This is a genomic window from Pseudomonas sp. NPDC007930 (assembly GCF_042958985.1).
Classification (GTDB): Bacteria; Pseudomonadota; Gammaproteobacteria; order Pseudomonadales; family Pseudomonadaceae; genus Aquipseudomonas.
This window is the reverse complement of sequence record NZ_JBIBKC010000026.1, coordinates 1-23,351: the sequence shown is the minus strand read 5'-3', so window position 1 is coordinate 23,351 and position 23,351 is coordinate 1. Positions and strand designations below refer to the sequence as shown.

General features: G+C 67.9%; 22 protein-coding genes. 18 read left to right on the top strand and 4 right to left on the bottom strand.

What is annotated here, in order from left to right; genetic code table 11:
- Positions 1-29: 29 nt before the first annotated feature.
- Complete coding sequence (locus tag ACFZCE_RS25885) at positions 30-890, bottom strand: aldolase/citrate lyase family protein (protein WP_390943400.1); 861 nt, start codon at positions 888-890, stop codon at positions 30-32.
- A gap of 183 nt (positions 891-1,073) precedes the next feature.
- On the opposite strand from ACFZCE_RS25885, the gene ACFZCE_RS25880 reads away from it, so the two are divergent.
- Positions 1,074-1,955 (top strand): LysR substrate-binding domain-containing protein, encoded by an 882-nt coding sequence (locus ACFZCE_RS25880; RefSeq protein WP_390943399.1) that lies wholly within the window; start codon positions 1,074-1,076, stop codon positions 1,953-1,955.
- Here ACFZCE_RS25880 and ACFZCE_RS25875 read toward each other — a convergent pair.
- Entirely contained in the window at positions 1,952-3,199 is a 1,248-nt protein-coding gene (locus tag ACFZCE_RS25875) for an MFS transporter (RefSeq protein WP_390943398.1), read from the bottom strand. The two genes, ACFZCE_RS25880 and ACFZCE_RS25875, sit on opposite strands and share 4 nt — an antisense overlap.
- 183 nt (positions 3,200-3,382) lie before the next feature.
- Between ACFZCE_RS25875 and ACFZCE_RS25870 the strand changes: the two genes are divergently transcribed.
- Positions 3,383-4,324, top strand: coding sequence for an SMP-30/gluconolactonase/LRE family protein (locus ACFZCE_RS25870; protein WP_390943397.1), 942 nt, complete (start codon positions 3,383-3,385; stop codon positions 4,322-4,324).
- A gap of 697 nt (positions 4,325-5,021) precedes the next feature.
- Here ACFZCE_RS25870 and ACFZCE_RS25865 read toward each other — a convergent pair.
- The gene (locus ACFZCE_RS25865; protein ID WP_390943396.1) at positions 5,022-5,339 is read right to left on the bottom strand and encodes a hypothetical protein; all 318 of its coding nucleotides are present in this window, start codon (positions 5,337-5,339) and stop codon (positions 5,022-5,024) included.
- Between the two features lie 147 nt (positions 5,340-5,486).
- On the opposite strand from ACFZCE_RS25865, the gene ACFZCE_RS25860 reads away from it, so the two are divergent.
- From ACFZCE_RS25860 to ACFZCE_RS25850, 3 genes are all read left to right on the top strand, one after another.
- Positions 5,487-6,026 (top strand): GNAT family N-acetyltransferase, encoded by a 540-nt coding sequence (locus ACFZCE_RS25860; RefSeq protein WP_390943395.1) that lies wholly within the window; start codon positions 5,487-5,489, stop codon positions 6,024-6,026.
- A gap of 173 nt (positions 6,027-6,199) precedes the next feature.
- Positions 6,200-7,897: an AMP-binding protein gene (locus tag ACFZCE_RS25855; RefSeq protein WP_390943394.1), complete on the top strand. Its 1,698-nt coding sequence runs from the start codon at positions 6,200-6,202 to the stop codon at positions 7,895-7,897.
- 9 nt (positions 7,898-7,906) lie between these two features.
- The gene (locus ACFZCE_RS25850) at positions 7,907-8,791 is read left to right on the top strand and encodes a MaoC/PaaZ C-terminal domain-containing protein (protein ID WP_390943393.1); all 885 of its coding nucleotides are present in this window, start codon (positions 7,907-7,909) and stop codon (positions 8,789-8,791) included.
- Positions 8,792-8,867: 76 nt separating this feature from the next.
- On the opposite strand, the gene ACFZCE_RS25845 is transcribed toward ACFZCE_RS25850, so the two are convergent.
- Positions 8,868-10,496, bottom strand: a complete 1,629-nt coding sequence (locus tag ACFZCE_RS25845; RefSeq protein ID WP_390943392.1) for a sigma 54-interacting transcriptional regulator — start codon at positions 10,494-10,496, stop codon at positions 8,868-8,870.
- A 229-nt stretch (positions 10,497-10,725) separates the two neighbouring features.
- Between ACFZCE_RS25845 and ACFZCE_RS25840 the strand changes: the two genes are divergently transcribed.
- The 13 genes from ACFZCE_RS25840 (at position 10,726) to ACFZCE_RS25780 (ending at position 23,197) form a co-directional block, all read left to right on the top strand.
- Positions 10,726-11,949, top strand: coding sequence for a CoA transferase (locus ACFZCE_RS25840; RefSeq protein ID WP_390943391.1), 1,224 nt, complete (start codon positions 10,726-10,728; stop codon positions 11,947-11,949).
- A 24-nt stretch (positions 11,950-11,973) separates the two neighbouring features.
- The gene (locus tag ACFZCE_RS25835; protein ID WP_390943390.1) at positions 11,974-12,753 is read left to right on the top strand and encodes an enoyl-CoA hydratase-related protein; all 780 of its coding nucleotides are present in this window, start codon (positions 11,974-11,976) and stop codon (positions 12,751-12,753) included.
- Between the two features lie 20 nt (positions 12,754-12,773).
- Positions 12,774-13,940: an acyl-CoA dehydrogenase family protein gene (locus ACFZCE_RS25830; protein WP_390943389.1), complete on the top strand. Its 1,167-nt coding sequence runs from the start codon at positions 12,774-12,776 to the stop codon at positions 13,938-13,940.
- A 12-nt stretch (positions 13,941-13,952) separates the two neighbouring features.
- Positions 13,953-14,825 carry a 3-hydroxyacyl-CoA dehydrogenase NAD-binding domain-containing protein gene (locus ACFZCE_RS25825; protein WP_390943388.1) on the top strand — a complete coding sequence of 291 codons (873 nt, stop codon included), beginning with the start codon at positions 13,953-13,955 and terminating at the stop codon, positions 14,823-14,825.
- Positions 14,826-14,828: 3 nt separating this feature from the next.
- Positions 14,829-15,479 carry a 3-hydroxyacyl-CoA dehydrogenase family protein gene (locus ACFZCE_RS25820; RefSeq protein WP_390943387.1) on the top strand — a complete coding sequence of 217 codons (651 nt, stop codon included), beginning with the start codon at positions 14,829-14,831 and terminating at the stop codon, positions 15,477-15,479.
- A gap of 69 nt (positions 15,480-15,548) precedes the next feature.
- Complete coding sequence (locus ACFZCE_RS25815; protein WP_390943386.1) at positions 15,549-16,661, top strand: CoA transferase; 1,113 nt, start codon at positions 15,549-15,551, stop codon at positions 16,659-16,661.
- Positions 16,662-16,673: 12 nt separating this feature from the next.
- The gene (locus ACFZCE_RS25810) at positions 16,674-17,672 is read left to right on the top strand and encodes a zinc-binding dehydrogenase (protein ID WP_390943385.1); all 999 of its coding nucleotides are present in this window, start codon (positions 16,674-16,676) and stop codon (positions 17,670-17,672) included.
- A 2-nt stretch (positions 17,673-17,674) separates the two neighbouring features.
- Positions 17,675-19,204 carry a 3-hydroxyacyl-CoA dehydrogenase PaaH gene (paaH, locus tag ACFZCE_RS25805; protein WP_390943384.1) on the top strand — a complete coding sequence of 510 codons (1,530 nt, stop codon included), beginning with the start codon at positions 17,675-17,677 and terminating at the stop codon, positions 19,202-19,204.
- Positions 19,205-19,335: 131 nt separating this feature from the next.
- On the top strand, positions 19,336-20,124 hold the full coding sequence (locus ACFZCE_RS25800) for a glucose 1-dehydrogenase (RefSeq protein WP_390943383.1): 789 nt from the start codon (positions 19,336-19,338) through the stop codon (positions 20,122-20,124).
- Between the two features lie 31 nt (positions 20,125-20,155).
- Positions 20,156-20,923 (top strand): enoyl-CoA hydratase-related protein, encoded by a 768-nt coding sequence (locus ACFZCE_RS25795; RefSeq protein WP_390943382.1) that lies wholly within the window; start codon positions 20,156-20,158, stop codon positions 20,921-20,923.
- A gap of 2 nt (positions 20,924-20,925) precedes the next feature.
- Positions 20,926-21,666, top strand: coding sequence for an SDR family oxidoreductase (locus ACFZCE_RS25790; RefSeq protein WP_390943381.1), 741 nt, complete (start codon positions 20,926-20,928; stop codon positions 21,664-21,666).
- A gap of 194 nt (positions 21,667-21,860) precedes the next feature.
- Complete coding sequence (locus ACFZCE_RS25785) at positions 21,861-22,589, top strand: MFS transporter (protein ID WP_390943380.1); 729 nt, start codon at positions 21,861-21,863, stop codon at positions 22,587-22,589.
- The gene (locus tag ACFZCE_RS25780; RefSeq protein WP_390943379.1) at positions 22,559-23,197 is read left to right on the top strand and encodes an MFS transporter; all 639 of its coding nucleotides are present in this window, start codon (positions 22,559-22,561) and stop codon (positions 23,195-23,197) included. Before ACFZCE_RS25785 ends, ACFZCE_RS25780 begins: the two co-directional genes overlap by 31 nt.
- Positions 23,198-23,351: the final 154 nt, after the last annotated feature.

Sequence of the window (23,351 nt, the reverse complement as noted above, 5' to 3'; positions counted from 1 at the left end):
TGTTGTGATCGGTTGCGCGGCCGTTGCGCTCAGGCCAGCAGGCCGGCCTGTTGTGCCTGGCGCAGCACTTCGCGGGCGCGCACCACGAACGGCCCGTCGACCATCTGGCCGTCGACCGTGTAAGCGCCGATGCCGGCTTTCTCGGCGTCGATCGCCGCCGCCACAACCCGCTGGGCGCTGGCGATTTCCTGTTCACCCGGCAAGAACGCGGCGTTGGCCATGTCGATCTGGCTGGGGTGGATGCACGATTTGCCGGCATAGCCCAGGGTGCGCGCATGCCGCGCCTCGGCCTGGAAGCCGGCGGGGTCGTTGATCGCCGCGAACGAGGAATCGAAGCTGGGCAAACCTGCCTCGCCCGCGGCCAGGCGCACGCTCAGCTGGATATGCCGCACGCTGGCGGTGTCCCGGCGGTCGATGCCCAGCGGTTCGAGCAGGTCGGCAAAGCCCAGTTGCAGGCCCATCAGCCGCGGGTGGGCGGCGGCGATCTCGGCGGCCAGGCGCAGGCCCTTGGGCGACTCGATGTTGGCGAGGATGCGCAGCGGCTGCGCGCGCCCGGCCTGTTGCTCAAGGCGCTCCAGGGTATGCGCCAGCTCGGCGATCGCCGCGGCGCTCTCGACCTTGGGCAGGTTGATCACACCGGCGCGGGTGGGCACCAGGGCCATCAGGTCGGCCATGTAGTGCTCGCTGCCCTGGGCATTGACCCGCACGATCAGGGTTTTCTCGGTTGCCGGGCACGCGCTCAGGAACCCGGCCAATTGCTCACGGGCGCTGGCCTTGGCGCTTTCGGCCACGGCGTCTTCGAGGTCGAAGCTCAGCGCATCGGCCTGGCTGTTGAGGGCCTTGGCGAAGAGTTCGGGGCGGGAAGCGGGGACGAACAGTTTACTGCGCATGGGGCGCCTCTCAGGTAGGCCGGCAGGCGCTGGCCTGCGGGCGCGCCGCACGCCAGGGGTGCCCCTGTGCCCGGCATTGTTCTTGGAATACCGGCCTGGCGCCGGCGTTGGCCCCAGTTTGCAAAAGCACTGAAAATAACTAAAGTGCGTATTTCTACCTTTAGAATCCAAAAATAATTCACTATGGACACCCGTTACCTCGACAGCTTCCTGCAGGTGGCCCAGCTCGGTTCGGCTGCCGCCGCGGCGCGCAAGCTCAACCTCACGCCCACCGCGGTGGCCCAGCGCATTCGCGCACTGGAAGACGAAATCGGCCAGCCGCTGCTGGTGCGCACCGGCCGCACCCTGCAACTCACCGCCGCCGGCTCGGCCTTGCTGGCACCGGCCCAGGCCCTGCTGCTGCGGGCGCGCGAGCTGAAGGCGATTGCCGCGCTGGATTCAGTGGTGGGGGATTTGCGCATCGGTTGCATCACCACCGCGCTGGCCTGGCTGGTGCCCAACGTGCTGGCCACGCTGATCGAGAATTACGAGCACCTGCGCCCCCATGTGGAGCCAGCGTTCTCCACCGAACTGCACCGCAAGGTGCTCGACGGCCAGATCGACATCGCCATCCTGGTGGCGCCGCCGTTCGAGTTGTCCAAGGAGTACGCCTGGCGGCCGTTGGTCGACGAGCCCTTCGTGGTGCTGGCGCCACCGGCCATGGCCGGGCGCGACCCCCATGAGGTGCTGCGCAGTGAGCCGTTCATCCGCTACCACCGGCGCTCCTACGGCGGCATGCTGGCCGAGCAGTACCTGGTGAACGCCGGCATCGTGCCGCACGAGCGCTTCGAGTTCGACGCCCTCGACGCCATCGCGGCGATGGTCCAGGGCGGCTTGGGGGTGTCGCTGGTGCCGCAGTGGCGGCCGATTCACTCGCCACTGGGCCAACTGGCGCAAATCCCCTTGCCAGCCCCGGGGGTGTGCCGCCAGTTGGGGCTGATGTGGAAGCGCAACAGCGCCAAGGAACGCTTGGTAGAGGTGTTCTTGCAGGTGCTGTTTGCGCAGAATGGCCTGAAGCCGGGCTAGCGGGCGACCGCCACCTGCGGCGCCCCACGGCGCCGCGCGGTCAACTGCCCAGACACCAGCAACAGCACCCCGCCGAGGATCACCAGCGCGCCCAGCACCACAAAGCCGGTGGTGTACGAACCGGTCGCTTGGTACAGCATGCCGACCATAAACCCGGCCAGGGTGCCACCGCCGCCAGCGCCCAGCCCGTTCATGATGCCCGAGGCCGGGCCGACCGCGCTGGGCGCCACGGTGGTTTGCAGGATCGACCAGATGTTCGGGGTATAGCTGCTGGCGTAAAAGCCCATGGCTACCGTCAGCACTACTAGCTTGGCGTAGCCTTCGGCGAACTGCGGCAGCAACAGCAGGATAGCGCCAGGGATGATCAAGCCCAGGCTGGCCACCAGCACGCGTTTGTTGCTGCGGTCACTGATCATCGCCATCGGCACCGCCAGCAGCAACGCCGCCGCGTAGGGCAGGGCGCTGAAGCCGGCCTGGGCCCAACCGCTGTAACCGAGCGACTTGACCACCATCGGGATCCACAGGGTGATGCCCCAGAACAGCATGCCCTGGGTGATGTAGCTGATCACCAGAAGCACGAACGCGCTGCCGCCGAGGGCCTGGAAGGTCAGCGCGGGTGGCCGCTGCGCGCTGCTGGCCTGGTAGTAAGGCGCCTGGCGTTGCGGCTTGAGCGCCAGCCAGTACAGCGGCACGATGAACACCAGGCCGATGGCGCCGGTGAGCAAAAAGGTATGCCGCCAGCCGATCGCCTCGCACAGCGGGGTGAGGATGAAAAACCCCAGCGCCAGCGCGCCGAACTGGCCGTAGTACTGGATGATACTGTTGGCCCGGGTCAGCTCGCGGGGGGCGAACCAGGCGCTGGCGAAGCGCGACTGTTGCGGCCAGTACACGCCCTCGGCGATGCCGAGGATCAACCGGCACACCAGCAGCACCGCGACCGAGCTGGCGAAGCCGGCCACCAGGGTGGCCACCGACCACAGCGCGAACATGCTGATCACCACCCATTTGGGGTCATAGCGGCGGGTCAACAGGCCCCCGAGGATGTTCGCCAGGGCGTAGCCGATGAGGAAGATGGTCAACAGCCAACTGGAGGTGACCGCGAAGTCGGCGCCGGCGAAGCCAAGATCCTTGGCGATCTCGGCCAGGCCCACCGAGAGGTTGGAACGGTCGATGTAGGCCACGAACAGGCCCACCATCAATGAGCCGGCGATGCCGAGCCAGCGGGACGGGGAAGCAGGGGTCATAGGGCGCTCGTTTTATTCTTGTGAGTCGGGGGTGTACGGTAAGCGCGGCCCTGGGGTAGGGTGTCGTCGGTCATCGTACGAGTTCAGTGTAATCCCCGGCGGCCGGCTCTGGCGCGGGCCCTTGGCACTGTTTCGATGAACCTTTCTTCAGCTTTTTGGCGTTCAGTTAATAAGGACCTTCCCATGTGGCAGCCCAGCAGCCGATACCCGGACCCAGCCGTCGTCTCTCTCGACCCACGTTTTGATCGCTACCGCCTGGCCAATGCCGCGGTCGAACGGCTGCACAGCGGCTGCCGTTGGGGCGAGGGCCCGGTGTGGGTGGGCGACGGCCGCTACCTGCTGTGGAGCGACATCCCCAACGACCGCATCCTGCGTTGGGACGAACACACCGGGCAGGTCAGCCCGTTCCGCGCGCCGGCCCGCTACGCCAACGGCAACACCCGTGACCGCCAGGGCCGCTTGATCACCTGCGAGCACCAGGGCCGGCGGGTGACCCGCACCGAATACAACGGCGCGATCACCGTGCTGGCCGACCAGTTCGAAGGCAAACCGCTGAATTCCCCCAACGACGTGGTGGTCAAGCGCGATGGCACGATCTGGTTCACCGACCCGCCGTTCGGCATCGCCGGCTGGTACGAGGGCGACAAGGCCGAGCCCGAACTGCCGGCGCGCACCTACCGGGTGTGCCCAGACACCCTGGCGATCACCTGCGTCGATGCCGAGGCGGTAGGCCCCAATGGCCTGGCGTTCTCACCGGATGAATCGCTGCTGTACATCGTGGAGTCCCGCGCCCAGCCGCGGCGCATCCGCGTGTACCGGGTGGAGGCCGGCAACCGCCTCAGCGAAGGCCGCACGCTGATCGACGCCGGCCCCGGCACCCCGGATGGTTTCCGGGTCGACGTAGACGGCAACCTCTGGTGCGGCTGGGGCATGGGCAGCGATGCGCTGGACGGCGTGCGCGTGTTCGCCCCTGATGGCACGCCGATCGGCCACATCCACCTGCCCGAACGCTGCGCCAACCTGTGCTTTGGCGGGCGCCACGGCAACCGCCTGTTCATGGCCGCGAGCCAGAGCCTGTATGCGCTGTATGTGAATACTCAGGGGGCCGACTGGGGCAAGGCGTGAGGGCCTATCGCCCGGCACAGCCGGAGTGCGGGACTACGGCCTTCCACCAGATTTGTGTGGTCTTTGATTTCCAATGCCACACGGGGCTGGTGGGGGATTCTAGGGTTTTGAGCCAGTGAGCTGATCCGTTTTTTCTGGAGACACCACTTCACCTTTCCGCCCTTACGGCGGGTTACTTTTGGTTTCGCCCAAAAGTAACCAAAAGGCATTGCGCTCAATCGTCCGGCCCCCGCCTACGGCGGGGGTTCCCTCGCTCCGGCGCCGCTCCAGGGGCCCGCGGCGAAGGGCCATCCCTGGCCAATCGCCGCTCTCGGCGCATCCCTGCGCCTCGACCCCTTCCGCGACACCTCCACTCGGCCTCCCGAATCGCGCGTTCGGCGGCGCCTGGGCGATCGCGCACCAAAAGCAAGAGCAAGAGCAAGAGCAAGAGCAAGAGCAAGAGCAAGAGCAACCCTCATGCCCTTCCTATAGCTCCAGTTCAATCCGTGGGCGGCTGTGCCGTAGTGCTGTTCACTTAAGTCATTTCAGCGCTGCATGGAGGGGGGCGATCTGTGAGCTCTGCTGATTTTGTGCATGAGTTTCAGGGCCCATCGCCCGGCACAGCCGGCCTCCCACCAGATTTATGTAAGCCATTGATTTACGTAGCAATACAGAGACCGTGGGAGGCCGGCTGTGCCGGGCGAGGGGCCGCCAAAGGCTACACACAGGCCTTCGCCACGCGGCTCAACCCGCCGCTCAACACGCTGCGTTCATACACGAACACCTTGCCGCCGTCGGCCGCCTTGTAGGCATCGATGACTTTGTCCGCCGCCAGCGAGCTGGGCACCACGATCCGGTAGTTGCGCGCCGTTTGCTGCAAGGTGGGGTGCAACGCATCGCCCTCCAGCTTGGGCAGCACGCAGGCGGTGAAGGCCTCGGGGGTTTTGTGAGTGGTGAGGGTCAGGCTGGGCTGGTTGGGGGCGCTGGCGCAGCCGGCCAGCAAGGCAAGGGCGGCGAGGGGGAGCAATGGGCGCACGGTCGGGTTCCTGTTCGAATACTCGGGGGTATTGTCCCGGCCCCGGCCCAACAGCGGAACGCATCACTGATGATGGTGGCTATCAGCGCTTTCGATAAAAGTACCGCAGCGCTTATGCTTCGGGTTATTTCCAAGGCAGGAGCCCCCATGAACCCGTTATGGATTCGCGAAGCCCAGGTGGACGACGCCGCGGCCATCGCCGGCATCCACATCAGCGCCTGGCAGGCGGCCTACGCGCATGTGTTGCCGGCCGCCTACCTTGAGCGCCTGGGCCAGCAACTGGCAGCGCGCGAGGCCCGATGGCGCCAGGCGCTGGCCGCCGAGCAACTGGTACTGGTGGCCCAGCACGGCCCCCAGGTGGTCGGCTGGATCGCCGCCGGGCCCAGCCGCGACGCCGACGCCCACGCCTTGGTGGGCGAGGTCGAAGCCATTTACCTCGCGCCCACCCACTGGCGCTGCGGCATCGGCACCCCGCTGATGCGAGCCGCCCTGGCCAAGCTGCTGCGCCGTGGCTATACCGAAACCACGCTGTGGGTGCTTGAGGGCAATACCCGCGCCGCGGCGTTCTACCAGCACCTGGGCTTCAGCCACCAGCCGCAGCATGACCGGTGCCTGGCGATCGCCGGGCAAGCGCTGACCGAACAACGCCTGTGGCGCACCAACAAAAGCCCGCTGCCCGCGCGCTAACGCCGCGGCGCGGGCGAACCGGCCTGTAGTCGCCCCGGCCAGGGGTGTAGCCGGCAGCGACACTGGCCCGGCGCCGGGGCCGGTAAACCGGGCCCCGGCCGCCTGGCCTGGGTTTTGCAAAACCTGCCTGTACCTTCGCGGTGAACTCCTCACAACAACAATTAGAGGCTTCCATGCGTTCAAATCTGATGACCCTGCACGACCCTTCGCTGGCGCGCCAGTACTACGATCAGGGCCTTTGGCAAAACGTAACGCTGTACGGGATGGCCCGCCGCAACGCCGAGCGCAGCCCCGAGGCCTGCGCCGTGCGCGACCGCGCGCGCAGCTTGAGCTGGCAGCAGTTGCTGGCCTGGAGCGATGCCCTGGCCGCCGACCTGCACGCCGCCGGCCTGCGCACCGGTGACCGCGTCGCCGCCTGGCTACCCAGCCGCGCGGAGTGCTTCGTGCTGTACCTGGCCTGTTCGCGCAACGGCTATGTGTGCTCGCAGTCGCTGCACCAGAACCACACCGTCGAAGACGTGCTGACCCTGCTCGAACGGGTTGGCACCCGCGCGTTCATTGGCCAGCCGGGCTGGGGCGCCGACAGCGACCAGCACTGCGTGTTCAGCCGCTTGGCGGCCAAGGGCGGCATGTGCCGGGTGTACGCCCTCAACCCCCATGGCAGCACCGCGGGCCTACCCACGGGTGCGCTGGCCTTCCCGGGCCTTGAGCGGCAACTGCCACTGCCGCCGGAAAACACCAACCCCGACAAGGTCGTGTACCTGGCCTACACCTCCGGCACCACCGGCCTGCCCAAAGCCTTGATGCACAGTGATAACACCCTGCTGGCCAACGGCCGGGCGCTGGTCGCCGACTGGCAGGTCAGCCGCGACACGGTGATGTTCTGCCTCGGGCCGGTCAGCCATCACATCGCCACGGTGGGCTTCGAGCAGCAACTGGTCAGCGGCTGCGAACTGGTGGTCAACGATGTGGCCAAGGGCGAAAGCCTGCTGCAGCGGATCCTCGCCACCGGCGCCAGCTACCTGCTCGGGGTGCCCACCCACGCCATCGACCTGCTGCAGGCGATGCGCCGCGAAGGGGTAGAGCGCCTGGGCCAGGTGCACACCTTCTACATGGCCGGCGCGGCCATCCCGGCGGAGATTGCCCGGCGCCTGATCGAACTGGGCGTGACCCCGCAGAACATCTACGGCATGACCGAAAACGGCTCGCACCACTGCCCCATGCGCCACGACGAAGTGGCCGTGCTGACCCGCACCGTGGGCCAGGCGGTAGGCCGCCAGCAACCGGTGTATGAGGTCAAGCTGTTCAAGGTCGACGACAAGGACAGCGAAGCCGGCCCCGGCGAAATCGGTGAAATCGGCGGCCGTGGCGCGGTGCTGATGCTCGGTTACTTTGGCAACGACGCGGCCACCCAGGGCTCGTTCAACAGCAGCGGCTGGTTCATGAGTGGCGACCTCGGCACCCTCGATGCCCATGGCAACCTGAGCATCGTCGGCCGTTCGAAGGATTTGATCATCCGCGGCGGCCACAACATCTACCCGGCCGAGATCGAGAACTTCGCCCTGCGCCACCCGTTGGTGTTCAAGGCTGCAGCCTTCCCGGTGCCCGACGAGCGCCTCGGCGAGAAGGTCTGCCTGGGCATCATCACCGTGGGCGGCGAGGTGATCGACGGCCAGCAGATGCTGGAGTTTCTCGCCGACGCGGGGCTGTCGAAGTTCGACATGCCGGAGTACTTCTACTGCGCCGAGGCGTTCCCGCTCACTGCCAGTGGCAAGATCCTCAAGCGCGCCCTGTGCGAGCAGGTCAAGGCCGGCAGCCTGGCGCCGCAGCCGGTGCGCTGGGTGGCCCGCGCCCAGGGCACCTGCGCCTAGGCCGCGGGCATGGCCCTGGCCCGCGAACGCTTGCTCGGCTGGCGCTTCCCCGAGGTGCGCCAGGCATACACCGCCGAGGATTGCATGCGCTATGCGCTGGCGGTCGGCGCCGGCGCCTGGGAGGGCGAGCCGGCGCCGCTGGCGTTCACCCATGAGGCCGGATTGAAGGTGCTGCCCACCCAGGTGGTCACCCTCGGCTACCCGGGCTTCTGGCTGATGGCCCCGGCCACTGGCCTGGACTGGCGCCAGGTGCTGCACGTGGAGCAGGCGATCACCTGGCACCGGCCGCTGCCGCTGGCCGCCACGGTGTACAGCCGCAGCCGGGTGGCCGCGGTGTACGACCAAGGCCCCGGCCGTGGCGCGCTGTTGGTGACCGAGCGCACCCTGCACCTGGCCGGCAGCGGCGAGTGCCTGGCCAGCCTGCGCTGGGTGGAATATTGCCGGGGCGAGGGTGGCTGCGGCGGGCCGCCCGCGCCCCCAGCGTACCGGCCGCAGGCCCCGGCGCGGCCGGCGGACGCCAGCCTGCGCTGGCCGATCAGCCCGCAGGCGGCCTTGCTGTACCGCCTTTGCGGCGACCGCAATCCGTTGCATGTGGACCCTGCGGTGGCCCGCCAGGCCGGCTTCGAGCGGCCGATCCTGCATGGCCTGTGCACCCTGGGCGCGGTGGCCTACGCCCTGGTCAACCTCGGCCTGGGCGGCCAGCCGGAAGGCCTGCGCGCGCTGCGGGCAAGGTTTATCGCGCCGGTATACCCCGGCGACACCCTCACGGTGAGCGTGTGGCGCGCGGAACGCCAGGTGCTGGCCGACGTGGCGGGGCGGGCAGTGTTGCAGGGGGAATGGGAGGGCCCTTCGCCCGGCACAGCCGGCCTCCCACCAGGTCTGTGTTGTCCTTGATTTCCGAGACAATACAAATCTGGTGGGAGGCCGTGGTCCGGCACTCCGGCTATGCCGGGCGAAGGGCCGGGAAACCCTAGCCCAGATCGGCCAGCCGCTTGTACAGGTAAGACCGCGAAATCCCCAACTCCTCGGCCACGCGTTTCTTGTTGCCGTTGAAGCGCTTGAGCGCGTCGCGGATCAGGTTCAGCTCCACGCTGCCCATGGTGTCTTTCATGCTCAGGCTGGCGCTGTCGTCACCGGCGAGCTCCGCGGCGCTGGCCGGGTCGAGCCCTTCGAGCAGGTGGCTGAAGTCCTGCACCGCCAGCTCGGTGTGGTTGGCGAAGATGATCGCCCGTTGCACCTCGTGGTGCAGTTGGCGCACGTTGCCCGGCCAGGGCTGGCGTTGCAGCAACAGCAGCGCCTCGGGGGTGATGCTGCGCACGTTCGAGCCCACCCGCTGGGCAATGTGGGTGATGAAGTGGCGCACCAGGATCGGCACGTCGCCCTTGCGCTCGCGCAGTGGCGGGATGGTCAGGGTCACGCCGTTGATGCGGAAGTACAGGTCGGCGCGGTAGGCCTGCTCGTGGATCGCGCGCTTCAGGTCGCGGTTGGTGGCGCTGATCAGGCGGAAGTCGGTGGAGCGGGCCTTGTTGCTGCCCACCCGCTCGAAATGGCTGCCCTCGAGCACCCGCAGCAGCTTGACCTGCGCCTCCAGCGGCAAATCGCCGATTTCATCGAGGAACAAACTGCTGCGGTCGGCCATTTCGAACTTGCCCATGCGCCCCTCGCGCTTGGCCCCGGTGAAGGCGCCGGGGTCGTAGCCGAACAGCTCGCTTTCAACCAGGGTGCCGGGCAGGGCGCCGCAATTGACCACCACCATGGGTTTTTCGCCACGGCGGCTGAGGTTATGGATCGCGTGGGCCACCAGCTCCTTGCCGGTGCCGCTCTCACCGGCGATGAACACCGGCACGTCGAGCGGCGCGACTTTCCGAATTTGCGCCTTCAGCGCCATGATCGCCTCGCTTTCGCCGACGATCTCTTCCAAACCATAGGCGCGGTGGCGCAGCCGGGTGAGTTCTTTTTCGTAGTAGCTCACCTCCGCGCGCAGCGAGGAAATCTGCCGGCTGAGCTCGTGCACCTCTTCCGGGGCGCGGAACATCACCCGGCCGATGGCGCCCACCACCTCGCCGTCGCGGGTGATCGGGATGCGGTTGACCACCCGCGAGGTGTTGCGCATTTCCTGCACTTGGCCGATCTCCGCCTTGCCGCTGCGCACCACCTCGTGCAGGTGGGTGTTTTCGATCACCTCAGCCACTGGCAAGCCCACCGCGCCGCCGGGCTTGAAGCCGAAAAAGCGCTCATGCACCGGGCTGATGTAGCGCAGCACGGCGTGTTTATCGACCACGGTGATGCCTTCGTAGGGGTTGGTGATGAAGTGCCGGAGGATGTCGAAGGCGATGTCGACCGAGGCAATGAAGTCGAGCAGGGTGTGGTCGATGCTGTCGTCATGGATGATCGCCAGGGTGTGCTCGGCGTGGCGCATCCACAGCAGCAGCCAGGGCTCGCTGTTGTACTCCAGTGGCAGCAGTTGCTGGCGCGCTGGCGCCGCGGCGATACGCGCCTGAACATGCCGTTGCAAGGCCGGTGCCTGGGCCCCTGGGGTATGGAATACCGCCTGCCCGTGGCCATCGAACACCACCAGGTCGAACCGGGGGTGGGTCATGTCACACCTCGCTTGTCATTATTGGGCTGCCTGTTGTCGCCAACGACAGTTTCGCTCTCGGGGGTGTCTGCGCCAGCGACAAAATCGGCCAATGCCGCGGGGCTGTCAATCACCCCCGGCCGGCCTAAACGGCTAACTGCTTGAACGCTAAGCAAACTTTATTCCATGGCATGGGCGTTGCAATCCTCACCTGCAACCGCGAGCACACAACAACAAACAGGTGCCCTTCATGCTAGCCAACTCATTGCCACACGGGCGTTGCGGGTCGTCGTTCTCAGTGCTCGAAGGGGTGCGGGTGATCGACCTCACCACCTCGATCGCCGGGCCCTACGGCACCATGCTGCTGTCAGACCTGGGCGCCGAGGTGATCAAGGTCGAACGCAAGGCCGGCGACGACGCCCGCTACTGGGGCCCGCCGTTTCTCGACGGCGAATCGCTGTGGTTCCTCAGCGTGAACCGCAACAAGCGCAGCGTGTGCCTCGACTACACCCAGCCCGAAGGCCGCCAGGTGCTCGATGCGCTGATCGACCGCGCCGATGTAGTGGTGATCAACCAGACCCCCGACGTGCAGGCCAAGCTGGGCATGGCCCCGGCGCAACTGCGCGAGGGCCGCCCGGGGCTGATCGTGGCCTGCATCACCGGCTTCGGCCTGAGCGGGCGCAACGCCCGGCGGCCCTGCTATGACCTGATCGCCGAAGGCTACAGCGGCATCATGGACCTCACCGGCCCCGCCGAAGCCTCGCCGCAAAAGGTCGGCGCGCCGGCCGCCGACATGCTCGCCGGCAGCGATTGCGCCTTCGGCGTGCTCGCCGCGCTGTACCGGCGCCAGTTGAGCGGCGAGGGCGCCACGCTGGACATCACCCTGACCGAAAGCATGATCCGCTTCACCTCGCCACGGATCGTGCCGTACATGGGCTCGGGCGAAGTGTTCCGCCGCACCGGCGGGCGCGACAGCGTGATCGCCATCTACCAAACCTTCGACACCGCCGACGAACCGCTGACCCTGAGCCTGGGCACTGACCGTATCTGGCAGCGCTTCTGGGCCTTGGTCGAGCGCCCCGAGATGGGCCTGGACCCGAACCTCGCCAGCAACGCCCAGCGCCGCGAACAGCGCGACGACATCGTCGCGGCGATCGCCGCGATCCTGCGCCACAAGCCGCGCGCGCAGTGGCTTGAGCTGCTGGCCGAGGCCGGCGTGCCGGCCGGGCCGATCTACCGGGTGGACCAGGTCACCGACGACGCCCACTTCCATGACCGCGGGTTGTTTTTCCAGATAGAACGCGACGGCCATGCGCTGCCCCAGGTGGGCCTGGGCATCCAGCTCGACGGCCAGGCCGCCGGTTACCGCAGCGCGCCGCCGCGTTTGGGCGAACACACCGGCGAAGTGCTGGGCGATGTGCTTGGCTATTCGCCAGAACACTTGCAGCGCCTGCGCCAGAACAAGCTGATCTGACCCCTCCAATAACAAGGAACGGCCATGCACTACGACACCATCCTCTACCACGAAGACGGCCCCATCGGCACGCTCACGCTGAACCGCCCCGAAGACGGCAACATGTTCACCAAGGCCATGTGCCTGGAAATCCGCGACTGCATCGAAGCGGTGCGCTGTGAAACCCGCACCCGGGTGCTGGTGATCACCGGCGCCGGTGATCGGTTCTTCTGCGCCGGTGGGCGCAAGGACGGCATGGAGGATTCACTGCTGTACGCCGGCGTGCTGCCGACCCTGGAGATGTACGACGCCATCGAGCGCCTGCAAAAACCGGTGATCGCCAGCGTCAACGGCTACGCGGTCGGCGGCGGCAACGTGCTGCAAGTGGTGTGCGACCTGTCGATCGCCAAGCAAAGCGCGGTGTTCCGCCAGGTCGGGCCGATGGTCGGCAGCTTCGACGCCGGCTACGGCACCTGGTACCTCGAAGACCTGGTCGGCAAGCGCCGGGCCAAGGAAATGTGGTTCCTCAACGACAAACTCAGCGCCGAGCAGGCGCTGGCCTACGGCCTGGTGAACAAGGTGGTGCCCGACGCCGAGCTGGAGGCCGCCACCCGCGAAATGGCCCTGCAAGTGGCCGAGCGCGGCGCCTATGCGCTGGCCGCGCTGAAGGCCGCCTTTACCGCCCGCCACAACGGCGTGGCCGGGTTGGCGCGGGTCAGCCACGACCTGCTGCTGCGGCCTTACCTGGACTCGGCCGAAGCCCATGAGCTGAAAGAAGCCTTTGCTGCCAAGCGCAAGCCCAACCCCGACACCTTCGGCCACTGAGCCCGGAGCAAGGAACCGCGATGAACGTGATCGAACGGCTCGACCGCCAACTGGGCCTGAACGCCGAAGAAGCCATGCTGCTGGAGTCGGTGCAGGCCCTGGCCCGGGACGAAATCGCCCCGCGCGCCGCCCATTACGATGAAAGCAAAAGCTTCCCCTGGGCGAACATCGAGGCCATCAACGCCCTGGGCCTGAACGCGATGTTCATCCCCGAGGCCTACGGCGGCGCCGAGATGTCTTACCTGGCGTATCTGGCCTGCGTGCGCGAGATCAGCGCCGCCTGCGCCAGCACCGGGATCATCTGGGCCACCAACTACCACGCGATCAAACCGATCGTCGAATTCGGCAACGAGGAACAAAAACAGCGGCTGTTGCCGGTGATCGCCGGCGGCGGCCTCGGCGCGCTGGTGATCACCGAGCCAGACGCCGGCTCCGACGCCACCGGGATGCGCACCACGTTCCGTGAAGACGGCGAGCAGATTGTCGTCAACGGTTCGAAAACCTTCATCACCAATGGCGATGTGGCCGACCTCTACCTGGTGTTCGGCAAATGGGCCGGGGTCAGCGATGCGCGCCAGGCGATCGCCTGCCTGGTGCTGGAAAAAGGCACCCCCGGCCTGAGCGTGGCGCGCCTGGAAGACAAACTCGGCCACCGCGCCTCGAGCACCGCCACGCTGAACTTCGACCACTGCCGGGTGCCCCGGGCCAACCTGCTGCGCGGCCCGGGCGAGGGCCTGAAGATACTCCTGGCCTCGCTGAACAAATCCCGCCCCAGCGTGGGCGCGCACTCGCTGGGCATCGCCCGCGCGGCGTTCAGCGATGCGGTGGCCTACATCAACGGGCGCAAGCAGTCGGGCAAACGCATCATCGAGTTCCAGGGCATTCAGTTCCTGCTGGCCGACCTCGCCTCGGAACTGGCCCTGTGCGAAGCCTGGATGCTCAACCTGGCGCGCCAGGTCGACAGCGGCGCGCACGACATCGGCGTAGAGGCCTCGATCCTGAAAATGCGCGCCTCGGACCTGGCCATGCGCATGGCCACTGAAGCCATCCAACTGCACGGCGGCTACGGCTACTGCAAGGAATACCGGGTAGAGCGGCTGTTCCGCGACGCCAAGATCGAGCAGATCTGGGAAGGCACCAACCAGATCCACCGGCAAATCATCGGCCGCAGTTTCATCGACCGCTAAGGGAGCCCCCAGATGAACACACTTTCCATCGCCGTGGCCGGCTGCGGCACCATGGGCACCGGCATCGCCATCGTCGCCGCGCGCGGCGGCGCGCGCACCACGCTGTTCGACAAAGACCCCAGCCGCCTCGACGCGGCGCGGCAGAACATGGCGGCGTTTTTTGCCAAGTCGGTGGCCCGCGGCAAGCTCAGCGAAGCGCAGGTGGCCGAGATCATGGCGCGGGTACAGCTGGCCAGCGACCCGGCCGAGGTCGCCGGGGCAGACCTGGTGATCGAAGCGGTGTTCGAAGACCTCGCGGTCAAGGCCGAGGTGTTCCAGGCGCTGCACGCCCACTGCGGCGAGCACACCCTGTTTGCCTCCAACACCTCGACCCTGTCGATCACCGAGATCGCCGCCGTCAGCGGCCGCCCCGAGCGCTTTGTGGGCATGCACTTCTGCTTGCCGGCGCAGCTGATGAAACTGGTAGAGATGTCGCCTGGGCTGCTGACCGCCGCGGCGACCTTCGAGCGCGCCTGGGAGATCTGCCTGCAACTGGGCCAGCAGCCGGTGAAAACCCAGGACCAACCCGGGTTCATCCTCAACTGCTTCCTGGTGCCGTTCAACAACGACGCCATTCGCCTGGTGGAGCAGGGCGTGGCCGCGCCGGCCGAGATCGACAAGGCCATCAAGGGCGCGCTGGGCTACGCGATGGGCCCGATGGAGCTGCTCGACCTGGTCGGGTTGGACACCCAAGTGCTGCTCTGCGAAGCGCTCCACGGCATCACCCAGGAACCCCGCGCCGCTTGCCCACCGCTGTTACGGCGGATGGTCGCGGCGAAGCGCCTGGGGCGTAAAACCCAGGGCGGCTTTCTCAACTACGCCTCCAACACTATCTACGGGAGCTGACCGATGAGTCACACCCTTGTGCGGGCCGGCGCCAGCCGCTCCTTCGCCGCCGACCACCCGCTGTGCCAGGCCGCCACCACCCACGCCGAGGTGCTGTTGATCCTCGGCAGCGAGGCCGGCCAAGCCTACGCCGAACTGGCCGAACCCGGCTGCTTCGCGTTGATTTTGATCGAGCTGGGCGATGAATGCCTGGGCGTACACACCGGCGAGCAGCGCGGCGAGGAGGGCAGCCAGGTGCTCGGCTTCGCCCGCTTCCGCCTGGGCCATGGCGCGCCCAGCGACCTGGTCGAGATCGTCCGCCAACCGGCCACCCCGGCGGCGGCCATTGCCCAGGCCCGCGGGTTGTTCGAAGCCCACGGCCTGCTCACCGCGGTGTGCGCGGACTTCCCCGGGCGCATCGTCAACCGCCTGGTGCGCCCCTACTACAACGCCGCCCTGGCCAAGCTCGACGCCGGCCTGGCCAGCGCCGCGGACCTCGACCTCACCCTCAAGCTCGGCCTGGGCTACCCCGAAGGCCCCATCGAACTGCTCGAACGCACCGGCCTTGCCGAGCACTGCGACACCACTGAGGCGCTGTACCAGGCGCTGGCCGAACCGGCCTACGCCCCGGCGCGGCGGGCGCGGGTGGCGCGCCAGCGCAGGGACGGCGCGTGAACACAAGGGGCCAGTAGCCCCAAAACCCGCGTAACCCACACCCCATAACACTAACAAGAAGGTGACCCTATGCAACCGCTGCAAGGCATGCTCGTGCTGGACTTCAGCACCCTGCTACCCGGCCCGCTGGCCAGCCTGATCCTCGCCGACGCCGGCGCCCGCGTGGTCAAGCTGGAAAAACCCGGCCGCGGTGACGAAATGCGCAGCTACGAACCCCGCCTGGGCGAAGACAGCGTCAACTTCGCCTTGCTCAACCGCGGCAAGCAAAGCATCGCCCTCGACCTCAAGGCGCCGGATGCCCTGGCCCGCCTGCGGCCGCTGCTGGAACGCGCCGACGTGCTGATCGAGCAGTTTCGCCCCGGGGTGATGGAGCGCCTGGGCCTGGGCTATGAAGCCGTGCGGCGGATCAACCCGAAGCTGGTGTACTGCTCGATCACCGGCTGGGGCCAGACCGGCCCCAAGGCCCAGGACGCCGGCCATGACCTCAACTACATGGCCGAAACCGGCGCGCTGAGCCTGACCGGCGCCGGCGGTGCGCCGGTGCTGCCGCCGATCCTCGCCGCCGACGTGGCCGGTGGCGCCTACCCGGCGGTGATGAACATCCTCCTGGCGGTGGCCCAGCGCGACCGCACCGGCTGCGGTTGCTACCTCGACGTGGCGATGGCCGACAACCTGTTCCCGTTTCTCTATTGGGGCCTGGGCAACGGCTTTGCCCTCGGCCGCTGGCCGGGCATGGCCGATGAGCTGGTCACTGGCGGCTCGCCGCGTTACCAGATCTACCCCACCCAGTGCGGCCGCTACCTGGCCGCGGCGCCGATCGAGGCGAAGTTCTGGGCCAACTTCTGCCGGTTGATCGAGCTGCCCGAGGCGCTGCAGGCCGAGGATGCCCCGGCCGAGCAGGTTAAGGCCGCGGTCGCCGAGCGCATCGCCGCGCGGCCGGCCGAGCACTGGCGGCAGTTGTTCGCTGGGCAAGACGTGTGCTGTTCGATCGTCGCCACCCTCGAGGAAGCCGCGCACAGCGCCCAGGCCAGCGCGCGCAAGCTGTTCGAGCGCGAGGTCGAGGCCGGTGGCCAGCGCTTGCCGGCCCTGCCGACGCCGATCGCGCCGCTGTTCCGCGCGGCCCAGGCCTGCGCCGGCGCGCCGCGCCTGAACGAAACCCAAGACCCTTTGCTGCTTATTTGACCGGAGGCCCCCATGCTCAGTTACCGCGTACACGAACACGGCGAACCCGATGTACTGACCATCGACGAGGTCCCCGACCTGGTGCCCGGCCCCGGCCAATTGCTGGTGCAGGTAAAAGCCGCCGGCATCAACTTCCCCGACGTGCTGGTGGTGTCGGGCAAATACCAGTTGCTGCCGCCGCGGCCGTTCACCCCAGGCAAGGACTTTGCCGGGGTGGTCAGCGCGGTGGGCGAGGGCGTGCAGGGTTACCGCCGCGGTGACCGGATCATGTCGCAGATCGAGTGGGGCGCGCTGGCCGAGCAGGCGCTGACCACCCCGGCGCAGAGTTTCCACCTGCCGGAAGGGCTGGACTTCCCCGAAGCCGCCGCCATGGGCCTGGTGTACCAGACCGCCTACTTCGCCCTGGTTGAGCGCGGCCAGTACCGTGCCGGTGAAACCGTGCTGGTTGGCGGCGCCGCCGGCGGCATTGGCCTGGCCTCGGTGCAGATCGCCAAGGGCCTTGGCGCCACCGTGCTGGCGGCGGTGCGCTCACCGATCGAGGCGCAGGTGGCGAAAGAGTCTGGCGCCGACCACATCATCGACCTCTCTGGCGGCAACCTGAAAGACAGCATCCGCGAGCAGGTGTACGCCGCCACCGAGGGCCGCGGCGCGGATGTGGTGATCGACCCGCTGGGCGATCAGTTTTTTGCCGGCGCCTTGCGCGCCACCGCCTGGTGCGGGCGGGTGGTGATCATCGGCTTTGCCGCCGGGGAGATCCCCACGCTGAAGGTCAATTACCTGCTGCTGAAGAACATCGCCGTGTGCGGCCTGCAATGGAGCGACTACCGCGACCGCACCCCGCAGAAGGTGCTGGCCGCCCAGGATGAACTGTTCCGCCTGTGGCGCGAGGGCGCGGTGCGCCCACGGGTGATGCGCCTGTTTGCCTTCGACGGCGCCGCCGAAGCACTGAGCCTGGTGCGTGACGGCCAGGTGCAGGGCAAGGCGGTGGTGTCGATGGTCAGGGGCGCCTGACCGTGGCCGCCTTGAACGTGTCGGCCACGGTCGCGGTGATTGGCGCTGGCGCCATGGGCAGCGGCATTGCCCAGGTGGCGGCGGCCGCCGGGCACCCGGTGTGGCTGTTCGATGTGCGTGAGGGCGCCGCCGCCAAGAGCTGCGAGGCGGTGCGGGCGAACTTTCGCCGGCTGGTTGAAAAGGGCCGCATGAGCAGCGAACAGGCCACCCGCGCGATCGCCGCGCTGCGGGTGGCCGAACGCCTGGAGCAGGTGGCCGAGGCGCAGTTGGTGATCGAGGCGATCGTCGAAGACCTGGCCGCCAAGCAGCGGTTGTTCCAGCAGCTCGAGGCCATCGTGCCACCCCGGGCGCTGTTGGCGAGCAATACCTCGTCGGTGTCGATCACCGCGATCGCCGCGCCACTGGCGCACCCGGAGCGGTTGGCCGGGTTGCACTTCTTCAACCCGGCGCCGCTGATGGCCTTGGTCGAGGTGGTGTCTGGCCTGGCCACCAGCGAGGCGACCCGCGCCACCCTGTTTGCCACCGCCAGCGCCTGGGGCAAACAGGCGGTGTACGCGCGCTCGTCGCCGGGCTTTATCGTCAACCGCGTGGCGCGGCCGTTCTACGCCGAGGGCCTGCGCTTGCTGGAGGAGGGCGTGGCCGACGTCGCCACCGTGGATGCCCTGCTGCGCGAAGGCGGCGGTTTTCGCATGGGCCCGTTCGAGCTGATGGACCTGATCGGCCATGACGTGAACTACGCGGTCACCTGCTCGGTGTACAACGCCTACTTCCAAGACCCGCGCTTCAAGCCGTCGCTGGCCCAGCAAGAGCTGGTCAGCGCTGGCCGCCTGGGGCGCAAGAGCGGCCGCGGCTTTTACGACTACAGCGGCAGCGCCGCGGCCCTGGTGCCGCGCAGCGAACCACCGCGGCCGGCGCCGGCCGTGGTGCGGGTAGAAGGCGACCTGGGCCCGGCCGAACCCTTGGTGGCGGCCTTTGCCGCGGCCGGCATCGAGGTGCAGCGCGCCATCGGCCAGGGCCTGCTGCGCCTGCCGGGTTGCACCCTGGCCTTCAGCGACGGCCGCAGCGCTACCCAGCGCGCGGCCGAGCAGGGGCTGGAGCAGCTGGTGCTGTTTGACCTCGCGCTGGACTTCGCCAAGCCCGGGCGGCTGGCCCTGGCCAAGGCCGACCAGGCCGGTGAAGCGGCGCTGGTGGCCGCCGCCGGGTTGCTGCAGGCGGCCGGCTGGGTGGTCAGCCGGGTCGAAGACAGCCCGGCGCTGGTGGTGCTGCGCACCGTGGCGATGCTCGCCAACGAGGCGGCAGACACCGTGCTGCAAGGGGTGGCCAAGGCCGAAGACATCGACCGCGCCATGGGCTACGGGGTGAATTACCCGCGCGGGCCGCTGGCCTGGGCCTCTGAACTGGGCGCGGTCAGGGTGGCGGCGGTGATCGAGGCGCTGCAGGGGCATTACAGCGAAGACCGCTACCGGCCCTCGGCGTTGCTCAAACGCTGTGCGCTGACTGACCGGCCGTTGGTGGGGGTTGAAGAATGCTGAGCATGGTTCGAGGGCCCATCGCCCGGCACAGCCGGCCTCCCACGTGAGTCTTAACACAGACCAGGTGGGAGGCCGGCTGTGCCGGGCGAAGAGCCAGCAACCCCCACAAACACATTAAGGCAGACCACACCATGAGCCTCACCCCGAACCACATCGCCAGCCTGCTCAGCCTCGACGGCCAGGTTGCGCTGATCACCGGCGCCGCCTCTGGCATCGGCCGGGCCCAGGCCGAGTTGTTCCTCGCCGCCGGCGCCCGGGTGGTCGCGCTGGACCGCGACAGCCAAGGCTTGGCGCGGCTGGCCGATGAACAGGCGGCCGGCGCGCGGCAGTTGTGCTGCCTGCCGGTGGACCTAACCGATGGCGCGGCGTTGGCCGAGGCCGCCGGCCGCGCCGAGGCAGCCTTCGGCGCCATCGATATTCTGTGCAACACCGCCGGCGCGCTGGACGGCTACGCCCGTTGCCTCGACACCCCGGAGGCGCTGTGGGACCGGATTTTCGACGTCAACGTGAAAAGCCTGTTCCGCCTCACCCACGCGCTGCTGCCGGCCATGCTCGGCCGCGGCCAGGGCGTGGTGATCAACGTGGCCTCGGTGGCCGCCTGCTTTGCCGGCGGTGGCGGCGCCGCCTACACCTCGAGCAAGCACGCGGTGCTCGGTTTTACCCGGCAACTGGCCTATGACTACGGACGCAAGGGCATCCGCGCCAACGCCATCTGCCCCGGCATGATCGACACCGCGATGACCGAAACGGTGCTGGCCGAGCGTGATTCCAAATTGATGAAAGTGGTCACCGCGGTGCCCGCCGGGCGCGTCGGCCAAGCGCTGGACATCGCCCATGTGGCGCTGTTCCTGGCCGGGCCCGGGGCGGCGTTCATGCATGGCGCGGCGGTCATGGTCGACGGCGGCCTGACCATCAAGTAACCCCTTTAGGCACCCTCACAGGAGCACCCCGATGGCTGTAGAACTGACCCGCGAAGGGCCCTTCGGCCTGATCACCCTGAACCGCCCCGAGGCGCTCAACGCCTTGAGCTTCGAGATCCTCCAGGAACTGCGCGAGGCGCTCGACGAGGCCGCGCACTGGGGCATCCGCGCGCTGTTGATCACCGGTGCCGGGGCCAAGGCGTTCTGCGCCGGCGCCGACATCAAAGAGCTGCAAAACCGCAGCCTGGCCGAGCAACGCGCCGGCCTGGAGGCCGGCCAACGCACCTTCGCCCGGCTCGATGGCTTCCCGGTGCCGAGCATCGCCGCGATCAACGGCTATGCCTTTGGCGGCGGCCTGGAACTGGCCATGGCCTGTACCTTCCGGGTGGCCAGCGCACAGGCCAAGCTCGGCCTGCCGGAGGTCAAGCTGGGGCTGATGCCCGGCTATGGCGGCACCCAGCGCTTGCCCCGGTTGGTCGGCCAGGCGCGGGCGCTGGAACTGGTGCTGACCGGCCGCACCCTGCTGGCGCCGGAGGCACTGGCAATGGGCCTGGTCAACCAGGTGGTCGAAGGGGACGCGCTGGCCGCGGCACTGGCCCTGGCCGAGCAGTTCAGCGGCCACAGCCTGGCAGCCATGGGCTTTGCCCGCCAAGCGGTGGAGCGGGCCTTGGGCAGCCACCTGGCCGACGGCCTGCGCAGCGAGGCCGACCTCGCCAGCCTGGCGTTTCAAACCGAAGACGCCAACGAGGGCATGGCCGCCTTTGTTGGCAAACGCGCCCCCCACTTCAAGGACTGCTGACCATGCCGAGCAAACATATCTTCCTCACCGGCGCCAGCCGTGGCATCGGCGCGGTGGTCGCGCTGGAACTGGCCCGCCAGGGCCACCGGGTCGGCTGCCTGTCGCGCCGCGGCGAAGGCCCGGAGGGCATCGAGGTGCCGGCGGCGTTGAAGGCCAACCTGGTGCTGCTCAAGGGCGACATCCTCGACCGCGCCAGCATGGGCCAGGCGCTGGCGGCGTTCGCCGCCGAAGTGGGGCGCATCGACGGGGTGGTCAACAACGCGGGTATCCACCTCGAAGGCCCGGCCCGGGAGCAGAGCCTGGCCGACTTCGACCAGGTGCTGCAGACCAACGTCACCGCGACCTTTTCACTGTGCCAACTGGCCTACCCGTACCTGCAGGGCGAGGGTGGGCTGATCGTCAACCTGGGCTCGTTCTTCGACAAGCTCGGGGTGCGCCGCAACGCCGCCTATGCCGCCTCCAAGGCCGCGGTGGCGGCGGTCGGGCGCTGCCTGGCGGTGGAATGGGCCAGCCGCGGCATCCGCGTGTTGACGGTGGCCCCGGGGTATATCGAAACAGACCTCAACAAAGACTTTCTCGCCAGCGAGAAGATCAAGGCGTTTCTCGCTTCGCGCATTCCGGTCGGTGGCCCCGCCCAGGCGGCCGACGTGGCGCGGCTGATCGGCCTGTTGTACGCCAGTGACATCGGTTTTTTCACCGGCGAAACCCTGTACCTCGACGGCGGCCAGGGCATGGCGCTGTAGCCGGTGTACGCGGCGAAGACACCGGCGCCCCACACGCGCCAGTGACCGGCCAGCAAAGGCAGTGGAATCAAAGGGTTGGTGGTTGCCGGCGAACTGGTACAGCCCTTGCAAAACAGCACTCAGGCCATCGTGGGCACACCGCGCCGGTCAGGATGGTGAACAAACACAATAATACGCATCCCTCGGAGGCAACCATGCCACACCTCAACGCAGGCACTGCCCACACCTCGATCGTGAAGGTGGCGGTGGCCAGCTTCATCGGCACCTTGATGGAGTATTTCGACTTCTTCCTGTTCGGCACCGCGGCGGCGCTGATCTTCAACAAGGTGTTCTTCCCCACCCTCGACCCGCTGCTCGGCACCCTGGCGGCGTTCGGCACCTTTGGCGCGGCGTTCATCGCCCGGCCGCTGGGCGGGATCGTCTTCGGCCACTTCGGCGACCGCCTCGGGCGCAAGACCATGCTGGTGCTGAGCCTGCTGATGATGGGCCTGGCAACCCTGTCGGTGGGCTTGATGCCCACCTATGAGCAGGTCGGCATCTGGGCGCCGGTGCTGTTGATCACCGCGCGCCTGGTGCAGGGCGTGGCGATAGGCGGCGAGTGGAGCGGCGCGGTGCTGATGGCGGTGGAACACGCGCCACCGGCGCGCCGGGCGTTCTATGGCAGCTGGCCGCAGTGTGGTATCCCGGCCGGGTTGGTGCTGGCCACCGCGTCGTTCTACTTCGTGCAACTGCTGCCCGAGGAGCAAATGCTCAGTTGGGGCTGGCGGGTGCCGTTCATCGCCAGCGCGCTGCTGGTGGTGCTGGGGTTGTACATCCGCTTGAAAATCACCGAAACCCCGGCCTTCACCGAGGTCAAACGCAGGGCCTGGAAGCGCGCTTCCCGGTGGCCCAGGTGTTCAAGCGCGCGGGTAAATCGGTGCTGATCACCATGTTCGCCATGGCCGCGGCGAACATCCTGTTCTACATCGCCACGGTGTTCATCCTCAAGTACGGCTCTACCACCGTCGGGCTGTCGCGGGCGACCATTCTGGGCGCGGTGTGCCTGGCCTCGCTGGTGCAGATCTTCACCATCCCGCTGATTGCCCTGGTGGCCGACCGGCTGGGCCGGCGGGTGGTGCTGATGGCCGGCTGCGTGGCGACCATGCTGTTGGCGTTTCCGATCTTCTGGCTGGTGGATTCGGGCAGCGCGCTGAACGTGTACCTGGCGCTGATGCTGTGCCTGCCGCTGCTGCATGCGTCCACTTACGGGCCGCTGGCGAGTTTCGTCACCGAGCAGTTCGACACCGAACTGCGCTACACCGGCTCGGCCATCGGCTACCATGGCGGCGGCTTGATCCACAGCGGCCCGGTGCCGTTCGTGGCGGCCACCCTGGTGGCCTGGGCCGGCGCTTCGTGGCCGCTGGCGGTGTACATCATGATCGGCGGCGCGCTCACCTTCATCGCCGTGGCGCTGTCGCGGGAAACCGCGCCCCATGCGCAAACGGCGCCGAGGGCGGCCACGGTGCCGGTGGGCGGGCAGGTGATTCGTTGACTGCAGGGCCCATCGCCCGGCACAGGCGGAGTGCGGGACTACGGCCTTCCACCAGATTTTGGCCTGGTCAAGTTTCTCCGGACACCTCAATAAGTGGTGTCTAGGCAGCTAGCCGCTCGTACTCGTTCGGTGCTCTGTAGCCCAAGGTCGAGTG